Origin of the sequence: Streptosporangium sp. LJ11, from assembly GCF_051918945.1 — a bacterium.
GTDB lineage: Bacteria > Actinomycetota > Actinomycetes > Streptosporangiales > Streptosporangiaceae > Streptosporangium.
In genome coordinates this window covers 165,183-178,385 of the sequence record NZ_JBPXMB010000004.1, presented here as the reverse complement: position 1 = coordinate 178,385, position 13,203 = coordinate 165,183, and the positions used below count along the sequence as shown (strand labels likewise).

Annotated in this window: 16 protein-coding genes; 2 read left to right on the top strand and 14 right to left on the bottom strand. The window is 69.4% G+C overall.

The window, feature by feature from the left end; all coding sequences use genetic code 11:
* Positions 1-128 precede the first annotated feature (128 nt).
* The 9 genes from ACTOQ3_RS07790 to ACTOQ3_RS07750 all read right to left on the bottom strand — a co-directional run bounded on the left by ACTOQ3_RS07790 (position 129) and on the right by ACTOQ3_RS07750 (position 4,983).
* Positions 129-425, bottom strand: coding sequence for a DUF1416 domain-containing protein (locus ACTOQ3_RS07790; protein ID WP_329089613.1), 297 nt, complete (start codon positions 423-425; stop codon positions 129-131).
* Positions 425-1,264 carry a sulfurtransferase gene (locus ACTOQ3_RS07785; protein ID WP_440082721.1) on the bottom strand — a complete coding sequence of 280 codons (840 nt, stop codon included), beginning with the start codon at positions 1,262-1,264 and terminating at the stop codon, positions 425-427. Before ACTOQ3_RS07785 ends, ACTOQ3_RS07790 begins: the two co-directional genes overlap by 1 nt.
* A gap of 15 nt (positions 1,265-1,279) precedes the next feature.
* Positions 1,280-1,678, bottom strand: a complete 399-nt coding sequence (locus ACTOQ3_RS07780; protein WP_440082720.1) for a DUF4395 domain-containing protein — start codon at positions 1,676-1,678, stop codon at positions 1,280-1,282.
* A gap of 62 nt (positions 1,679-1,740) precedes the next feature.
* The gene (locus ACTOQ3_RS07775) at positions 1,741-1,824 is read right to left on the bottom strand and encodes a putative leader peptide (RefSeq protein ID WP_350969279.1); all 84 of its coding nucleotides are present in this window, start codon (positions 1,822-1,824) and stop codon (positions 1,741-1,743) included.
* A gap of 91 nt (positions 1,825-1,915) precedes the next feature.
* Complete coding sequence (locus ACTOQ3_RS07770) at positions 1,916-2,254, bottom strand: TlpA family protein disulfide reductase (RefSeq protein ID WP_362680553.1); 339 nt, start codon at positions 2,252-2,254, stop codon at positions 1,916-1,918.
* A gap of 212 nt (positions 2,255-2,466) precedes the next feature.
* Positions 2,467-3,393, bottom strand: coding sequence for a zf-HC2 domain-containing protein (locus tag ACTOQ3_RS07765; RefSeq protein ID WP_440082719.1), 927 nt, complete (start codon positions 3,391-3,393; stop codon positions 2,467-2,469).
* Positions 3,390-3,902: a sigma-70 family RNA polymerase sigma factor gene (locus tag ACTOQ3_RS07760; protein WP_350969222.1), complete on the bottom strand. Its 513-nt coding sequence runs from the start codon at positions 3,900-3,902 to the stop codon at positions 3,390-3,392. Before ACTOQ3_RS07760 ends, ACTOQ3_RS07765 begins: the two co-directional genes overlap by 4 nt.
* A 48-nt stretch (positions 3,903-3,950) precedes the next feature.
* Positions 3,951-4,631 (bottom strand): LmeA family phospholipid-binding protein, encoded by a 681-nt coding sequence (locus tag ACTOQ3_RS07755; RefSeq protein WP_440082718.1) that lies wholly within the window; start codon positions 4,629-4,631, stop codon positions 3,951-3,953.
* Positions 4,632-4,731: 100 nt separating this feature from the next.
* Positions 4,732-4,983: a MoaD/ThiS family protein gene (locus ACTOQ3_RS07750; RefSeq protein ID WP_440082717.1), complete on the bottom strand. Its 252-nt coding sequence runs from the start codon at positions 4,981-4,983 to the stop codon at positions 4,732-4,734.
* A gap of 206 nt (positions 4,984-5,189) precedes the next feature.
* On the opposite strand from ACTOQ3_RS07750, the gene ACTOQ3_RS07745 reads away from it, so the two are divergent.
* A complete protein-coding gene (locus ACTOQ3_RS07745) occupies positions 5,190-5,903 on the top strand; it encodes a winged helix-turn-helix transcriptional regulator (protein ID WP_436761326.1) in 714 nt (237 codons plus the stop codon).
* Between the two features lie 180 nt (positions 5,904-6,083).
* Here the strand turns inward: ACTOQ3_RS07745 and ACTOQ3_RS07740 are convergent, their stop codons facing one another.
* The 3 genes from ACTOQ3_RS07740 to ACTOQ3_RS07730 form a co-directional block, all read right to left on the bottom strand.
* Positions 6,084-6,824, bottom strand: coding sequence for a response regulator (locus tag ACTOQ3_RS07740; protein ID WP_440082716.1), 741 nt, complete (start codon positions 6,822-6,824; stop codon positions 6,084-6,086).
* The gene (locus ACTOQ3_RS07735) at positions 6,821-7,954 is read right to left on the bottom strand and encodes a sensor histidine kinase (protein ID WP_440082715.1); all 1,134 of its coding nucleotides are present in this window, start codon (positions 7,952-7,954) and stop codon (positions 6,821-6,823) included. Before ACTOQ3_RS07735 ends, ACTOQ3_RS07740 begins: the two co-directional genes overlap by 4 nt.
* 292 nt (positions 7,955-8,246) lie before the next feature.
* The gene (locus ACTOQ3_RS07730) at positions 8,247-10,064 is read right to left on the bottom strand and encodes a bifunctional metallophosphatase/5'-nucleotidase (protein WP_440082714.1); all 1,818 of its coding nucleotides are present in this window, start codon (positions 10,062-10,064) and stop codon (positions 8,247-8,249) included.
* Positions 10,065-10,195: 131 nt separating this feature from the next.
* Between ACTOQ3_RS07730 and mshD the strand changes: the two genes are divergently transcribed.
* On the top strand, positions 10,196-11,119 hold the full coding sequence (mshD, locus tag ACTOQ3_RS07725; protein ID WP_440082713.1) for a mycothiol synthase: 924 nt from the start codon (positions 10,196-10,198) through the stop codon (positions 11,117-11,119).
* A gap of 99 nt (positions 11,120-11,218) precedes the next feature.
* On the opposite strand, the gene ACTOQ3_RS07720 is transcribed toward mshD, so the two are convergent.
* Both ACTOQ3_RS07720 and ACTOQ3_RS07715 read right to left on the bottom strand, forming a co-directional pair.
* Positions 11,219-12,223, bottom strand: coding sequence for an anion permease (locus tag ACTOQ3_RS07720; RefSeq protein WP_440082712.1), 1,005 nt, complete (start codon positions 12,221-12,223; stop codon positions 11,219-11,221).
* Positions 12,224-12,841 (bottom strand): DUF47 domain-containing protein, encoded by a 618-nt coding sequence (locus ACTOQ3_RS07715; RefSeq protein WP_030924556.1) that lies wholly within the window; start codon positions 12,839-12,841, stop codon positions 12,224-12,226.
* Between the last annotated feature and the right edge of the window lie 362 nt (positions 12,842-13,203).

The window sequence follows — 13,203 nt, the reverse complement described above, 5'->3', positions numbered from 1 at the left end:
GCGCGTCCGGCACAACGGAAAGGACCGGCCTCCCGAAGAAGAGCCGGTCCTGTCACCCTGCTGGTTCGTGCTGTTCGTGCTGTGCGGTCAACGTGCTGGTTCGCTGTGGCGAGTCCGGCCCCGAGAGGTCAGACGGCCACGGCGAGCTGGGTGACCTCACCCAGGCGGGCCTGGGCCGGGATGTCCTTGGTGACCCCGCCGCCCGCGATGATGCGGACGGTCCAGTCACCGGGGGCGGCGAAGAAACGGAAGATGCCCTCGTCGGACACCACGACCTCACCGGTGAACTCTCCCGCGTGGTCGAGCAGGCGGGCGTATGCCGTGCCCGCGCCCGAGACCACGCCCTGGATGACGGCCTGGCTCGAAAGGTCGATCCCGGCCGGAAGGGCAACAGTCTGTTCCGGAGCAGCGCATCCCTGAGTCATTATCGGGCCTCTCCCAGTTCGATCGGCACGCCGACGAGCGAGCCGTACTCGGTCCACGATCCGTCGTAGTTCTTCACGCTGGCCTGGTCGAGGATCTCGTGGAGGACGAACCACGAGTGCGCCGAGCGCTCCCCGATGCGGCAGTAGGCGATGGTGTCCTTGGCGAAGTCGATGCCCTCGCCCTCGTAGAGGGCCTTGAGGTCCTCGTCCGTCTTGAAGGTGCCGTCGTCGTTGGCGGTCTTCGACCACGGAATGTTGCGGGCGGTGGGAACGTGGCCGCCGCGCTGCGCAGCCTCCTGCGGGAGGTGGGCGGGCGCGAGCAGCTTGCCGGTGAACTCGTCGGGCGAGCGCACGTCGACCAGGTTGAGCTTGCCGATCGCGGCGACGACGTCGTCACGGAAGGCGCGGATGGACAGGTCCTGGTCCTTGGCCTGGTAGTTCGTCTCGGGACGCGCGGAGACGTCCTTGACCAGCTCGCGGGAGTCGAGCTCCCACTTCTTGCGGCCACCGTCGAGAAGCCTGATGTTCTCGTGGCCGTAGAGCTTGAAGTACCAGTACGCGTAGGCGGCGAACCAGTTGTTGTTGCCGCCGTAGAGGACCACGGTGTCGTCGTTGGCGATGCCCCTGGACGACAGCAGCGCCTGGAAGCCCTCACGGTCGACGAAGTCGCGACGGACCGGGTCCTGAAGGTCCTGCTTCCAGTCGATCTTCACGGCGCCACGGATGTGGCCCTTGTCGTATGCACTGGCGTCCTCGTCCACTTCAACGAGAACGACGCCGGGAGTGTCGAGGTTGGCCTCGACCCAGTCAGCGTCGACCAGGACGGCGGAGCGGCTCATTTTGATCCTCCAGGATCATCGTGCGGCGGGTAGTAAACGGCGAATGATCAAAAACATCTCGCAGCCGAGACAGAAACCAAAAGCGACGTTGAGAAATGCGGCGAAAAGGGCCGCTGCGACGACACCGAGGGCCAGCGGCGTGATCTGTGCGACGTATCCGACCAAGCCCACCAGAGCGAAGGCCAGTCCGACCCCCTGCGCGAAACGCGGCGGGGCGGCGTCCTCCAGTTCCTTCGGCGGACTCTTCACTATCCCTTTGAAAATCATCCCGTACGGCGAGATGCCGAGAACGCCCAGTGCGAACACGACGGCCTGCGCCGCCAGCAGCCACGCGCTGCCCGTCACGAGGACGAGTGCGAGGACAACGGTGGTGACGGCCGCTGCGAAGCGGAGAGCTCGGGAATCAACCTGCATCGCCTGATGCTCCTGAAGGGTTGTGCAGATCGGTGCGGCTCGACGGCCGCTTGAGATCGCCCTTAGGAAACGCGACAGAGAGCGGTGGTCACGCGGCAGAAATCAACCGCGCGCCGCTTCGTGAGCAGCTCTGTCGTGGAGTTCATGTCCACGACATTACCCCGGCGTCCCGCCATCTGTCACATCCCTGTCCAATTTCTGAGACATGATCGTTCAATGGGCGATAGGGTGCCCCGCTCATTCGCCGACCGCCAGACCGAGGGCACCGATGACGTCGGCTTTCCTGGGTTGACCGGAGGCACGCCTCACGACCCGCCCGGACGCGTCGAGCACGAGGACGGTGGGGGTGCGCAGGATGTTCAGCGATCGGACCAGGTCCAGGCGGGACTCCGCGTCGATCTCCACGTGCGCGACGCCGGGCACCATCCCGGCCACCTCGCCGAGGATCCGCCGGGTCGCCCGGCACGGCTGGCAGAAGGAGGTGGAGAACTGCACGAGCGTGGCCCGCTCTCCCAGCTCCGCGTGGATGTCACCGGACGTGAGCCGCTCCACGTCGCCCCGCACCTCCCGTGCCACGCCGTTCCGTCGCCGCAGCACCACGCCCACGAGCGTGGCGAGGGCGAGGGTGACGACCACCACCGTCAAACCGGTCACGGAACACGACAACAGGCGTGCGCCCCGCGCCATTCCCGCGCCGGCCCCCATCCTTGGACCGTTTTCCCGGACCGGGCGGACGACTCTTCCCCGGACCGGGCGGACGACCCGGCGGGACGGGCGCACCGGGCGGGTCAGGAGGTGGGGATCGTGAGCAGCACCCGTCCCCCGGCGGTGGTGATCTCGAACGACGTGATCCGCTCCGGCGGGATCGTCGTGGTGCCCTCGAAGTCACCCGACTCGTCGTAGGCGGCCCGGTTGACGACCCAGTTGCCCGCCGTCTCCCTGAGCCCGCCCTCCCCGGCCACCTCCAGCCGGCAGCGCGTGCCCTTGGCCACCCCGGTGAGCGTGACCTTGATCGTGGTCGCCCCCTCCCCCGCGGACGCGGTCACCACCGCGCGGACCGTGCCCGTGTCGTCCGCCCCCTTGAACCGCAGCTCACTCGGGGCGAGCAGGACCTCCGGTGCGGGACCGGCCGTCGGAGACCCGGAGGTCTTCGCTGCGGGACCGGCCGTCGAGGATCCGGAGGTATCCGGCGCGGAGCTGGCCGCCGGGGATCTGAAGGCCTCCCGGGGCGGTGACGTGGAGGACCTGACCTGGGCACTGGCCTTGGCGTCGCTGTCGGGCGCGGCCGGGTCCTCGAAGGACCGAGCGCTCTCCTGGCCACCCTCCGCGGAGGTCACCGGCCTGTCCGCCATAGGCGCCGACGCCGTGCCGACCTCCGGGGAGCTCTGGGTGACGGTCCACAGGATGCCGCCGCCGAGCCCGACCACCAGGACCGAGGCGGCCAGCGAGAGCATCAGGCGGTTCGTACGGCGCCGCTTGACCTTGGCGCTGAGCAGCCGGTCGAGCACCGCCGTGGGCGGGCTCGCCACCTGCGCCACGTCGCCCTCGGACACCCTGCCGAGGAACGCCGTCACCCCGGCCAGCTCCTCCAGTTCGGCCCGGCACTCGGCGCACTCGGCGAGATGGGCCTCGACGAGCACGCGCTCGTCCGGCTCCAGGGCACCGAGAGCGTAGACCCCGAGCGACATCCGTACTTCGTCACAGGTCATCATCATGGCGCGAGCCCCCGCTCCTCCAGCGCCAGTTTGAGCGCCCGAAGCGCGTAATACGTGCGCGATTTAACCGTTCCTGCGGGGATGCCGAGCGACTCGGCGGCCTCCTTGACGGATTTCCCCTGGTAGTAGACCTCGGCCAGCACCTCGCGGTGCTCGGGCCGCAGCGCGGCCAGCGCCTCGGCGACCGCCCACGACTCGACGGCCCGCTCCAGCTCGTCGTCGGCGGGCACCACGGCGAGCGCCTCGTCACCCGTCTCCGGGGGGCGCGCCTTGCGCGCCCGGTGCTGGTCGACGACGAGGTTGCGGGCCACCGTGAACAGCCACGCGCGGATGGAACGGCCGGCGAACGCGTCAGGATGGCGCCAGGCCCGCAGCAGCGTTTCCTGCACGACATCCTCCGCTCTCCCCGAGTCGCCCGTCAGCCGCAGCACGTAGCCGTAGAGTGGCCCGCCGTGCTCGTCGAAGAGCGCCCTGACGAGTTGCTCGTCGGCGGTTCCGGCTTGGCTCACATCCTCACGACGTACGGCGGGACGATCCGGTTCAGGCACGGGACACGTTCAACCTCGGAGGGGCACGTCGGAGGCCTCGCCCGAGATGCGCAGCCCCTCGGGAACGGCCTTGACCTCGGTCAACTTGAGGTTGTACGGCAGCTTGCCGATCGGGACGCGGTAGTTGATGAACCGCTCGGGATCGGGCACGGGGATGCCTCCGCCCAGGGTCACCTTCCCGGGAACGAGCTGCAGGCCGCCCTTGACGATCTCGACCTTCAGCGCCGCCTTCACGGGCACCTTCTGTCCCAGCACGGTGATCTCCCCGCTGACATTGAGCTCGTCGCCCACGACACTGACCTTGATCCCGCGAGGTGCCCGCTGGTTGAGCGTCTCCACCGGGACGACCACCGCCCCCTCCACGCGCTCGGCGCGCATGTCCACCTGCTGGGGACGGAGCACCAGGTCCTCCAGCGGGGCCGTGACGCCGCGCAGGGTGAAGTCGACGCTCGACAGCCGGATGCCCGAGATGGTCATCGCGCCCGCGGCGACCCTGACCTCCTCGTAGCGCCCGGCGATCGCCTGGGTCAGGAAGGGGATGCCCTCGATCGTGACCTCCGGCGGGGTCGACAGGTCGTACTTGGCCGTGGCCTGCGTGGCGATCTCGCGCTGGACTCCCGTGACGGCGACCCTGTCGAGGATCACCACGAGAACGAGAAGCAGGAGGAGAAAACCGATCAGCTTGCGCATCCGACTCCCTGTTCGTTCCCCGGCCCGAGAGGGGCCATTGGCGTGACCTCCCCCCGCAATCCTGTCCGAAACGCCGCGCCGGTGGTAGCGTCCACCCCGCTCAACCGCCCGCGAACGGCGGGAGCACCTCGACCGTCGCCCCGTCCGTCAGGATGATCGTCTCGTGGGCCCGCAGGCCCACCGGATCCCCGTCCACCAGGAACGACGACCGGCTCACCACGCGAGCCAGCCCTTCACGATTCGATGTGATTTTCGTCATCAACTCGGCAAGCGTCGCGGCCTCGGACCGCTCCTCCGCGATCCCCGCCGCTTCCTTCGCCGCGGCCCAATATCTGACAATGACCGTCGCCATCAGTGAATCAACTCCCCAAGCACACGTACGGTTACCGTGCCATTACGGTGAATCCACATGGAGAACGGGTGTTCACCAGGTGGACGTTCGCTGGACGCTGAACCCTTGTGGGTTATCCTCACCTACTACGGGACCTGGGCAATGTAGCCCCCGGGTCCTTACGTGTTTGTGCGGCTATCGCCGACATGACGCGGGAAGGAGGCATCGTGAGCAATCTCCTGCTGCTCACCAACGCCCTTGAGCCCTCAACTGAGGTGCTTCCGGCGCTGGGGCTGCTACTGCACTCGGTACGGGTCGCGCCCGCGGAGGCATCCGCCCTGCTCGACGCCCCGCCCGCCGACGCGATTCTGGTGGATGCGCGCCGCGAGCTCGTCCAGGCCAAGAGCCTGTGCCGGCTGCTGCGCACCACGGGCGTCGCCTGCCCCCTGGTGGTGATCGTCACAGAGGGCGGACTCGCCGGGCTGACCGCGGAGTGGGGCACCGACGACGTCATCCTCGACACCGCCGGACCCGCCGAGGTCGAGGCGCGGCTCAGGATGGCCGTGGGCAAGCTCCACCTGTCCGCCGCCGAGGAGGTGCCGGACGAGATCCGCAACGGCGACCTGTCGATCGACGAGGCCACCTACACCGCCAGGCTCCGCGGGCGCGCACTGGATCTGACCTTCAAGGAGTTCGAGCTCCTGAAGTACCTGGCGCAGCACCCCGGCAGGGTCTTCACCCGCGCCCAGCTCCTCCAGGAGGTCTGGGGGTACGACTACTTCGGCGGTACCCGCACCGTGGACGTCCACGTCCGGCGGCTCCGCGCCAAGCTCGGCGCCGAGTACGAGGCGCTGATCGGAACGGTCCGCAACGTCGGCTACCGGTTCGTCCCCGAGCGCGGCAACGAGCCCGTCGAGGAGCGCGAGCCCGCGCGCCATTAGGCCCTGTCCTCCTCGGCCCTGTGTCCCGGGGCTCCCGGGAGTCACCGGAAACGGCCGTGGCACGTTCCCGCTTCCGCCCCGCGGAGTTCTCGCGAGGGCGGTGAGCCGGGCACGCCCGTGCCGCCGGGCACGCCAGACGGGTACGCGGTCGTGTCCGGCCATGCGTGACGTGCGTGCCCTTCAGGCGCGTCCACCGGACGACGAGCCAGGCGTACCGGACGTTCCGCACGCCTTGGGGGCTCCGGTCGCTCCGGGCGCTCCCGACGCTCCGGGCGTGACCAGTCCCGACTCGTAGGCGAAGACGACGAGCTGTGCCCGGTCGCGCGCCCCCAGCTTGGTCATCGACCGGCTAACGTGGGTCTTGACGGTGGCGTGGCTGATGGCCAGGTGCCCCGCCATCTCCGCGTTGGACATGCCCGTGGCGACCAGTGCCAGGATCTCCAGCTCGCGGCCGGTCAGGCGTTCCAGGCCGGGCCCCGCGACGGGCCTGGGCGGAGTGGACACGTACTCCTCGATCAGCCGCCGGGTCACGGAGGGCGAGAGCAGCGCGTCACCGGCGGCGGCCACCCGGACCGACCTCAGCAGCTCGGCGGGTTCGATGTCCTTGAGCAGGAAGCCCCCGGCCCCGGCGCGCAGCGCGGCGAAGACGTACTCGTCGAGGGCGTAGTTGGTCAGGATCACCACGCGCACCGCGTCGAGCTCGGGGTCGGCGCCGATCCTCCTGGTGGCCTGGATGCCGTCCAGCAGCGGCATCCTGACGTCCAGCAGCGCCACGTCCGGCCGTAGCGCGCGGGACATCTCGACGGCCTCGACGCCGTTGCCCGCCTCGCCGACGACGGTGATGTCGCCGGCCATGTCGAGCAGTGCCCGGAAGCCCGCGCGGATCAGCGCCTGGTCGTCGGCGAGCAGCACCCTGATCACGGCCGCCCCGCCAGGGGCAGCTCGGCACGGACGGCGAACCCGCCCTGCGGACGCGGGCCCGCGGTGAGCGACCCTCCGGCGGCGACGGCGCGCTCGCGCATCCCGATCAGCCCCATTCCGTATCCCGTGACCTCCGCGGCGGACTCCCCGTCGTCCTCGACGCGCAGCACGACCGTTCCCGGCCGGTACTCGGTCGTCAGCGTGATCGACGCGGGCCCGGCATGACGAAGCACGTTGGTGAACGCCTCCTGCGCGATGCGGTAGGCCGCCCGGTCGACGTCCGGGGGCAGGTCCAGGCGCTCTCCGACGACGAGGACCCTGACCGGCAGCCCCACCGCCTCCGCCCTGGCGACCAGCCGGGGCAGCCTGGCCAGGCCCGCCTCGGGGTCGTCGGGATCGGCCTGCCTCAGCACGCCCAGCGTGGCGCGGAGCTCGCGCATCGCCTCCCGCCCCGACTCCTTGATCACGGCCAGTGCCTCGCGGGACCGCGCGGGGTCGTGGTCGAGCAGGTGCACGGCGACGGAGGTCTGGACGTTGATGACCGAGATGCTGTGGGTGAGGGTGTCGTGCAGCTCCTGGGCGATCCACAGCCGCTCCTCGTCGGCCCGGCGCAGCGCCGCCTCCTCGCGGGTGCGCTCGGCCTCGATCGCCCGTTCCTCGACCTCGTTCAGGTACGCGCGACGGTTCCTGGTCATCTCCCCGAGGACCACCATCGCCACCAGCCAGCCGCTGAGCAGGGTGAAACCGCCGTCGGGGGCGGGGTCGACGTCGGACAGCGCGATGGGGCCGTAGATCCCCACGGCCATCGCGACCGCCAGCCGGACCGCCAGGCTCCGCCGTCCGAGGACCGCCACCGTGTAGATCGACATCAGGGCGGGCGCGGCGGCGAAGATCCCCGGGTACCGCCAGGCGTGGTAGGCGACGACGCAGGCCACAGTGATCGTTCCCACCGGCAGCGGCGCGCTCCGCCGGAATGCCAGCGCCAGCGACGACACCGTGATCAGCGCCAGGCCGAGCGTGTCCAGCGGACGCTCGGGGAAACCCGAGCCGGACAGCCCGCCGTAGGTGCCCCCGACGATCCCCGCCAGCACCCCGGCCGCGACCAGCGCGTCGGTTCTCCGGGTCCTCACCCCTGACACGGTAGGCCACCGTGCCCGCTGTGCCGACCCTCGGAAGGAGGAGGTCGCCCGTACATCCCCGGCCGTACGCCGGCCTGGGCCGGGCCGCGGATACCGCTCACGGCGTACGGCCCTCCTGCCCCACCGGGCTCCTCGCGACGTACGGCGAAACGCCCCCGGCACCACGTGCGGAGAGGCCCACCGGACGCGTCCGATGGGCCTCTCGCGCGTGTCACACCTTCACGGTGTGCCATGCCTCACGACGTACCGCGATCCTCGCGGCGTGGCGCGTCTTTCGCCCGCGTTACGGAACGACCGTGATGTGGTCGGGCACCGGGGGCGTGATCGACGGGTTCGCCGCGAAGTAGGCGGCGAAGGCGTCGATGTCCAGCGGGCCGCTCCACACGTCCGCACCGTCCTTGAAGGCGAGGAACGCGTCACCGCCGCCGACCAGGAAGTTGTTGGCCGCGACCCTGATCGTCTGCGTGTCCGTCACGGCGACACCGTCGATCTTCATGTCGGAGATCTTCGAACCCCACGGCGCGCTCGCGCTGTAGGTGTAGGTGAAGTTCGACGACGGCTGCAGGATCTTGGTGAACGCCTGGGCGTTGGGACCGCCGACGAACTGCTGCTCGAGAACGGTCTTGAGCTGCGCCCCGGTGAGTGTGACCACCTGCATGAGGTTGTTGAACGGCTGGACCGTGAACGCCTCTCCGTACGTCACCACACCGTCTCCCTCACCGGCGGGCGAGCCCGCGTAGGTGAGGCTCGCCCGCACGCCGCCCGGGTTCATCAGGGCGATCTGGGCGTTGCCGCCGGTCCTGGTCGCGGCGAGCTGGCCGTCGGCGATGAGGTTGCCCAGGGGGGACTCCCCGGAGGCCACCGCGGTGTTGGTGATGTCCGCGGTGATCCGGCCGATCGGCCTGTTGGCCACCGCCGCGACGCGGTCCTTCCACGTCTGGACGAACGCGCCGATCTCCGGGTCGGGGGTGACGGTCCTGGTCACGACCTGGTTGTCGGCCACGACCGAGGAGCGCACGACGTCGCGGGTCCTGACGTCCACCTGGAAGTCGACCTTGGTGATGACCCGGCCGAAGGAGCCGCCCTGGCTGTAGAGGCGGGTGCCGCCCTTGGGGTCGGTCACCCGGCACAGGTACGCCTGGTGGGAGTGGCCGCTGAGGATCATGTCGATCTCGGCGTCGACCTGGGTGGCGATCCGGTTGCCCGCGCCGGGCTGGGCGGCGCACGCGTCGGGCGACTGGCCCGCGGTGACCTGGTCGCCCTCGTGCACGAGCACGACCTGGGCCTTGACGCCGACGATCTTGAGGAGCTTGGACGCGACGTTCGCGGCCTTCACCTCGTCGACGAACTCGAGGTCCTTGACGCCCTCGGCGGTGACGATGTTCGGGGTGGTCTGGGTGACCAGGCCGATGAAGCCGATCGGCACGCCGTTCATCCAGCGGATCGCGACCGGGGGCAGCGCGGGGATGCCGTAGTCCTTGAGGAGGTCGCGCAGCGAGCCGCCGCTCGTCCCGCCCAGGGCCTCCAGCGCCTCCTTCTCCGCGCCCCGCTCGGGCCGCTTGAAGATGACGTTCGCGCCGAGATAGCTGTACTTCGCGCCCTTCCACGTACCGGCGGGCGAGCAGCCGTCCACCGGGTGGCAGCCGCCGTTCATGATCCGCTTGAGCTCGGCGTACCCCTCGTCGAACTCGTGGTTGCCCACGGCGGAGGCGGTGACGCCGACCTTGCCGAGGAACTCCACCGAGGGCTCGTCGTGGTAGGCCGCGGAGATCAGGGGGGTGGCACCGATCAGGTCGCCCTGGGCGACCTTCAGCGTGTTCTTGTCGGAGAGCTGCTTGAGGTGGGTGGCGGCGAACGCGGCGCCACCCGCGTCGACCGTGGCGCCGGTCTCGTCGACCATGCGGCCGGACGAACCGGTCGGCGGCTCGAGGTGGCCGTGGAAGTCGTTGAGGGAGAGCAGGCGGACCGGCACCGTCTTGGCGGTCTTGACGGCGGGGCCGGCGGGCTTGTTGCCCGCCTGGGCCGGTCCCATCGCGAGCACGAGACCGGCCCCGGCGAGCACGCCCGCCATGGCCAGCCGCTGGAAGGAACGAGACATCATGAACCACGACACTAAAGGGACCACCTGTGCAAGGAATGACCGAGAGGTAACGATTCACCCGGCGAGTGCATGGCGCCTTTTGCCAGTCCCCGGTGGGCTCGGGAAACATGTGCCCGCTTAGAGTCCACACCATGAACGCGCGTGTGGAGTACCAAGGGTCGCTCGGCGAGCAAGAGGTGTCCGGCGTCCTCGCGGTGGTGGAGGCGGCCACGGAGGCCGACGGGGTCAGGCCGCTCAACGAACATGTGATGCTGCACCTGCGCTACGGCGGCGACGAACGGGCCGGAGCCGTGCTGCTGTACGCCGGGGACGACCTCGCGGGCTACGCCCACGTCGACCCGACCGACCCCGTCGAGGGACCCAGCGGGGAGCTGGTCGTCCACCCGGCGTTCCGCGGGAGGGGATACGGGCGGCGGCTGCTGGAGACGGTGCTCGACCACACCGGCGGGCACCTGCGCCTGTGGGCGCACGGCGGGCACCCGGCCGCCGAGGCCCTCGCCCGCTCGGCGGGATTCGACAAGGTCAGGTCCCTGTGGCGGATGCGCCGCTCCCTGTCCTCCGACATCCCCGGCTTCGAGCTTCCCGAGGGGGTACGGCTGCGCACGTTCGAGCCCGGCACCTCCGACCGGGAGGCGTGGGTGGCGCTCAACGCCAAGGCCTTCGCCCGGCACCCCGAGCAGGGAACGTGGACGATCGAGGACCTGGAGCGGCGCGAGCGGGAGCCCTGGTTCGACCCGGCCGGATTCTTCCTCGCCGTACGACCGGACGGCTCCGGGGACGGCGACCGGCTGGTGGGCTTCCACTGGACCAAGGTCCACGGTGACGGCGACCACGCGCACGAACCCCTCGGCGAGGTGTACGTCGTCGGCGTCGACCCCGCCGAGCAGGGCGGCGGTCTGGGCAGGTCGCTCACCCTCGCGGGCCTGACGTACCTGAGGTCGCGGGGCCTGAGCCAGGTGATGCTGTACGTGGACGAGGACAACCCCGCGGCGCTCCGCCTGTACGAGAGGCTGGGCTTCACCCGGTGGGACGTCGACGTGATGTACCGGAAGTAGAGACGTCTTCCGCCTGACGTACCGAAAAGCGGGGACGCCCCCTGGAAGCAGGGCGCGCCGGACCGGGTTCGCTCCCGGTCCGGCGCGGTCACCCGAGGACTACTCGACCATCCAGTGGAGCGCGAAGTAGGACAGCGCGGCGACGAACGCGGCGGCCGGGATCGTGAGGATCCAGGCGGTCACGATGTTGCCCGCGACGCCCCAGCGCACGGCCGACAGGCGCTTGGTGGCGCCGACGCCCATGATCGCGCTGGTGATCGTGTGAGTGGTGGAGATGGGGGCGCCGAAGCCGATGGCCGCGGTGTAGAGCACGGTCGCCGCGGCCGTCTCCGCGGCGAATCCCTGCGGAGGGTCGAGCGCGATGATCCGGCGCCCGAGCGTCCGCATGATCCGCCAGCCGCCCGCGTACGTGCCGAGCGAGATGGCCGTGGCGGCGGAGAGGATGACCCACTGGGGGATCGGGTCACCGTCGTTCTGGTAGCCGCCGACCACGAGGGCGAGGAAGATGACCCCCATGGTCTTCTGCGCGTCCTGGAGGCCGTGGCCCAGCGCCATCGCCGCCGCGGACACGGTCTGCGCGAGACGGAAGCCCCGGTTGGTCCTCGTGGGCTGGGAGCGCCGGAATCCCCACAGGATTCCGATCATGATGAGCCCGGCGAGGCTGAAACCGATCAGCGGAGACAGGATCATCGGGATGACGACCTTCTCCATCACCCCGTCCCAGTGGACGGTGCTCGCCGAGGCGAGCGCGGAGCCGACCAGGCCGCCGATCAGCGCGTGACTGCTCGACGAGGGAAGGCCGAAGTACCACGTGACGAGGTTCCAGGTGATCGCGCCGACCAGACCCGAGCCGACGATGACGAGGCCGTGGCTTCCCTGCGGGGCGTCGATGATGCCCTTGCCGACGGTCGCCGCCACCTGCGTACCGAGATGCGCACCCAGGAAGTTCATGGCCGCGGCCATGAACAGCGCGGCCCTCGGCGTCAGCGCGCGCGTCGAGACGGAGGTCGCGATCGCGTTCGCGGCGTCGTGGAAGCCGTTGGTGTAGTCGAACACCAGCGCCACGACCACCACGCCGATGACGAGTGCGAGCGTGAGATCCACTTAGCTTTCCTTGACCGCGATCGACTCGATCGTGTTGGCCACGTGCTCGAAGGCGTCGGCGGCCATCTCGAGCTGATCGATGACCTCCTTCATCTTGAGGACGGTCAACGCGTCGTACTCCCCGCCGAAGAGCTTGGCGAGAAGGCGTCGGTAGACCTGGTCGGCCTGGTTCTCCAGCCGGTTGATCTCGATCCAGTACTCGTTGAGGTTCTTCATCGAACGCAGCCGCGGCATGGCCTCGGCGGTGAGCTCGGCGGCGCGCTCCAGGACCTCGACCTGCCGGACGACCTCCTTGGGGAGGTGGTCGATCTGGTACAGGACGATCAGGTCGGCTGCCGCCTCCATGTAGTCCATCACGTCGTCGAGGTTCGAGGCGAGGCGGTAGATGTCCTCGCGGTCGAAGGGGGTGATGAAGCTCTCGTTGAGCCGATTCATGATCGCGTGAGTGCGCTCGTCGCCGGCGTGCTCACATGCGCGCATCTTCTCGGCCAGGGCTTCCCGGTCCGATCCGTCACTGATGATCTCTACCAGCAGACGGGACGCTGTGACGAGGTTGTTCGCCGAGTCGGCGAACAAGTCGTAGTAGCTGTCCTCACTAGGTGTGAGACGCAGGCGCACGTCGTTCTCCAGATGTGCGGGGATGGTCCGCAGAGAAGGGTACGGGTTACCAGCGGAAATGCGAACTTCACCTGCCAGACACGCACTCTTCGTGATGTCGTTACCCGGCGGGTACCCGGCGACACACGGCTTGAGGCAGTCTTGCGAGCATCTTTCCGGTGACCGTTTTTGCTAGTTTTCGGCCACATTATGCCGAAGGCAGGTCACGTATGGGACTCTCTCCCCCGGATCACCGTCCGGCGCGTCGCCCCCGCTCTCCCCCGAAGCTCCTGCTTCCACGACGTTTCCCCGAGATCCACCAAGGTCGGACAGACCGGCGGCCCTCGCGAACAATCAGGGTGATTTCCATCACGGTCCCTCGC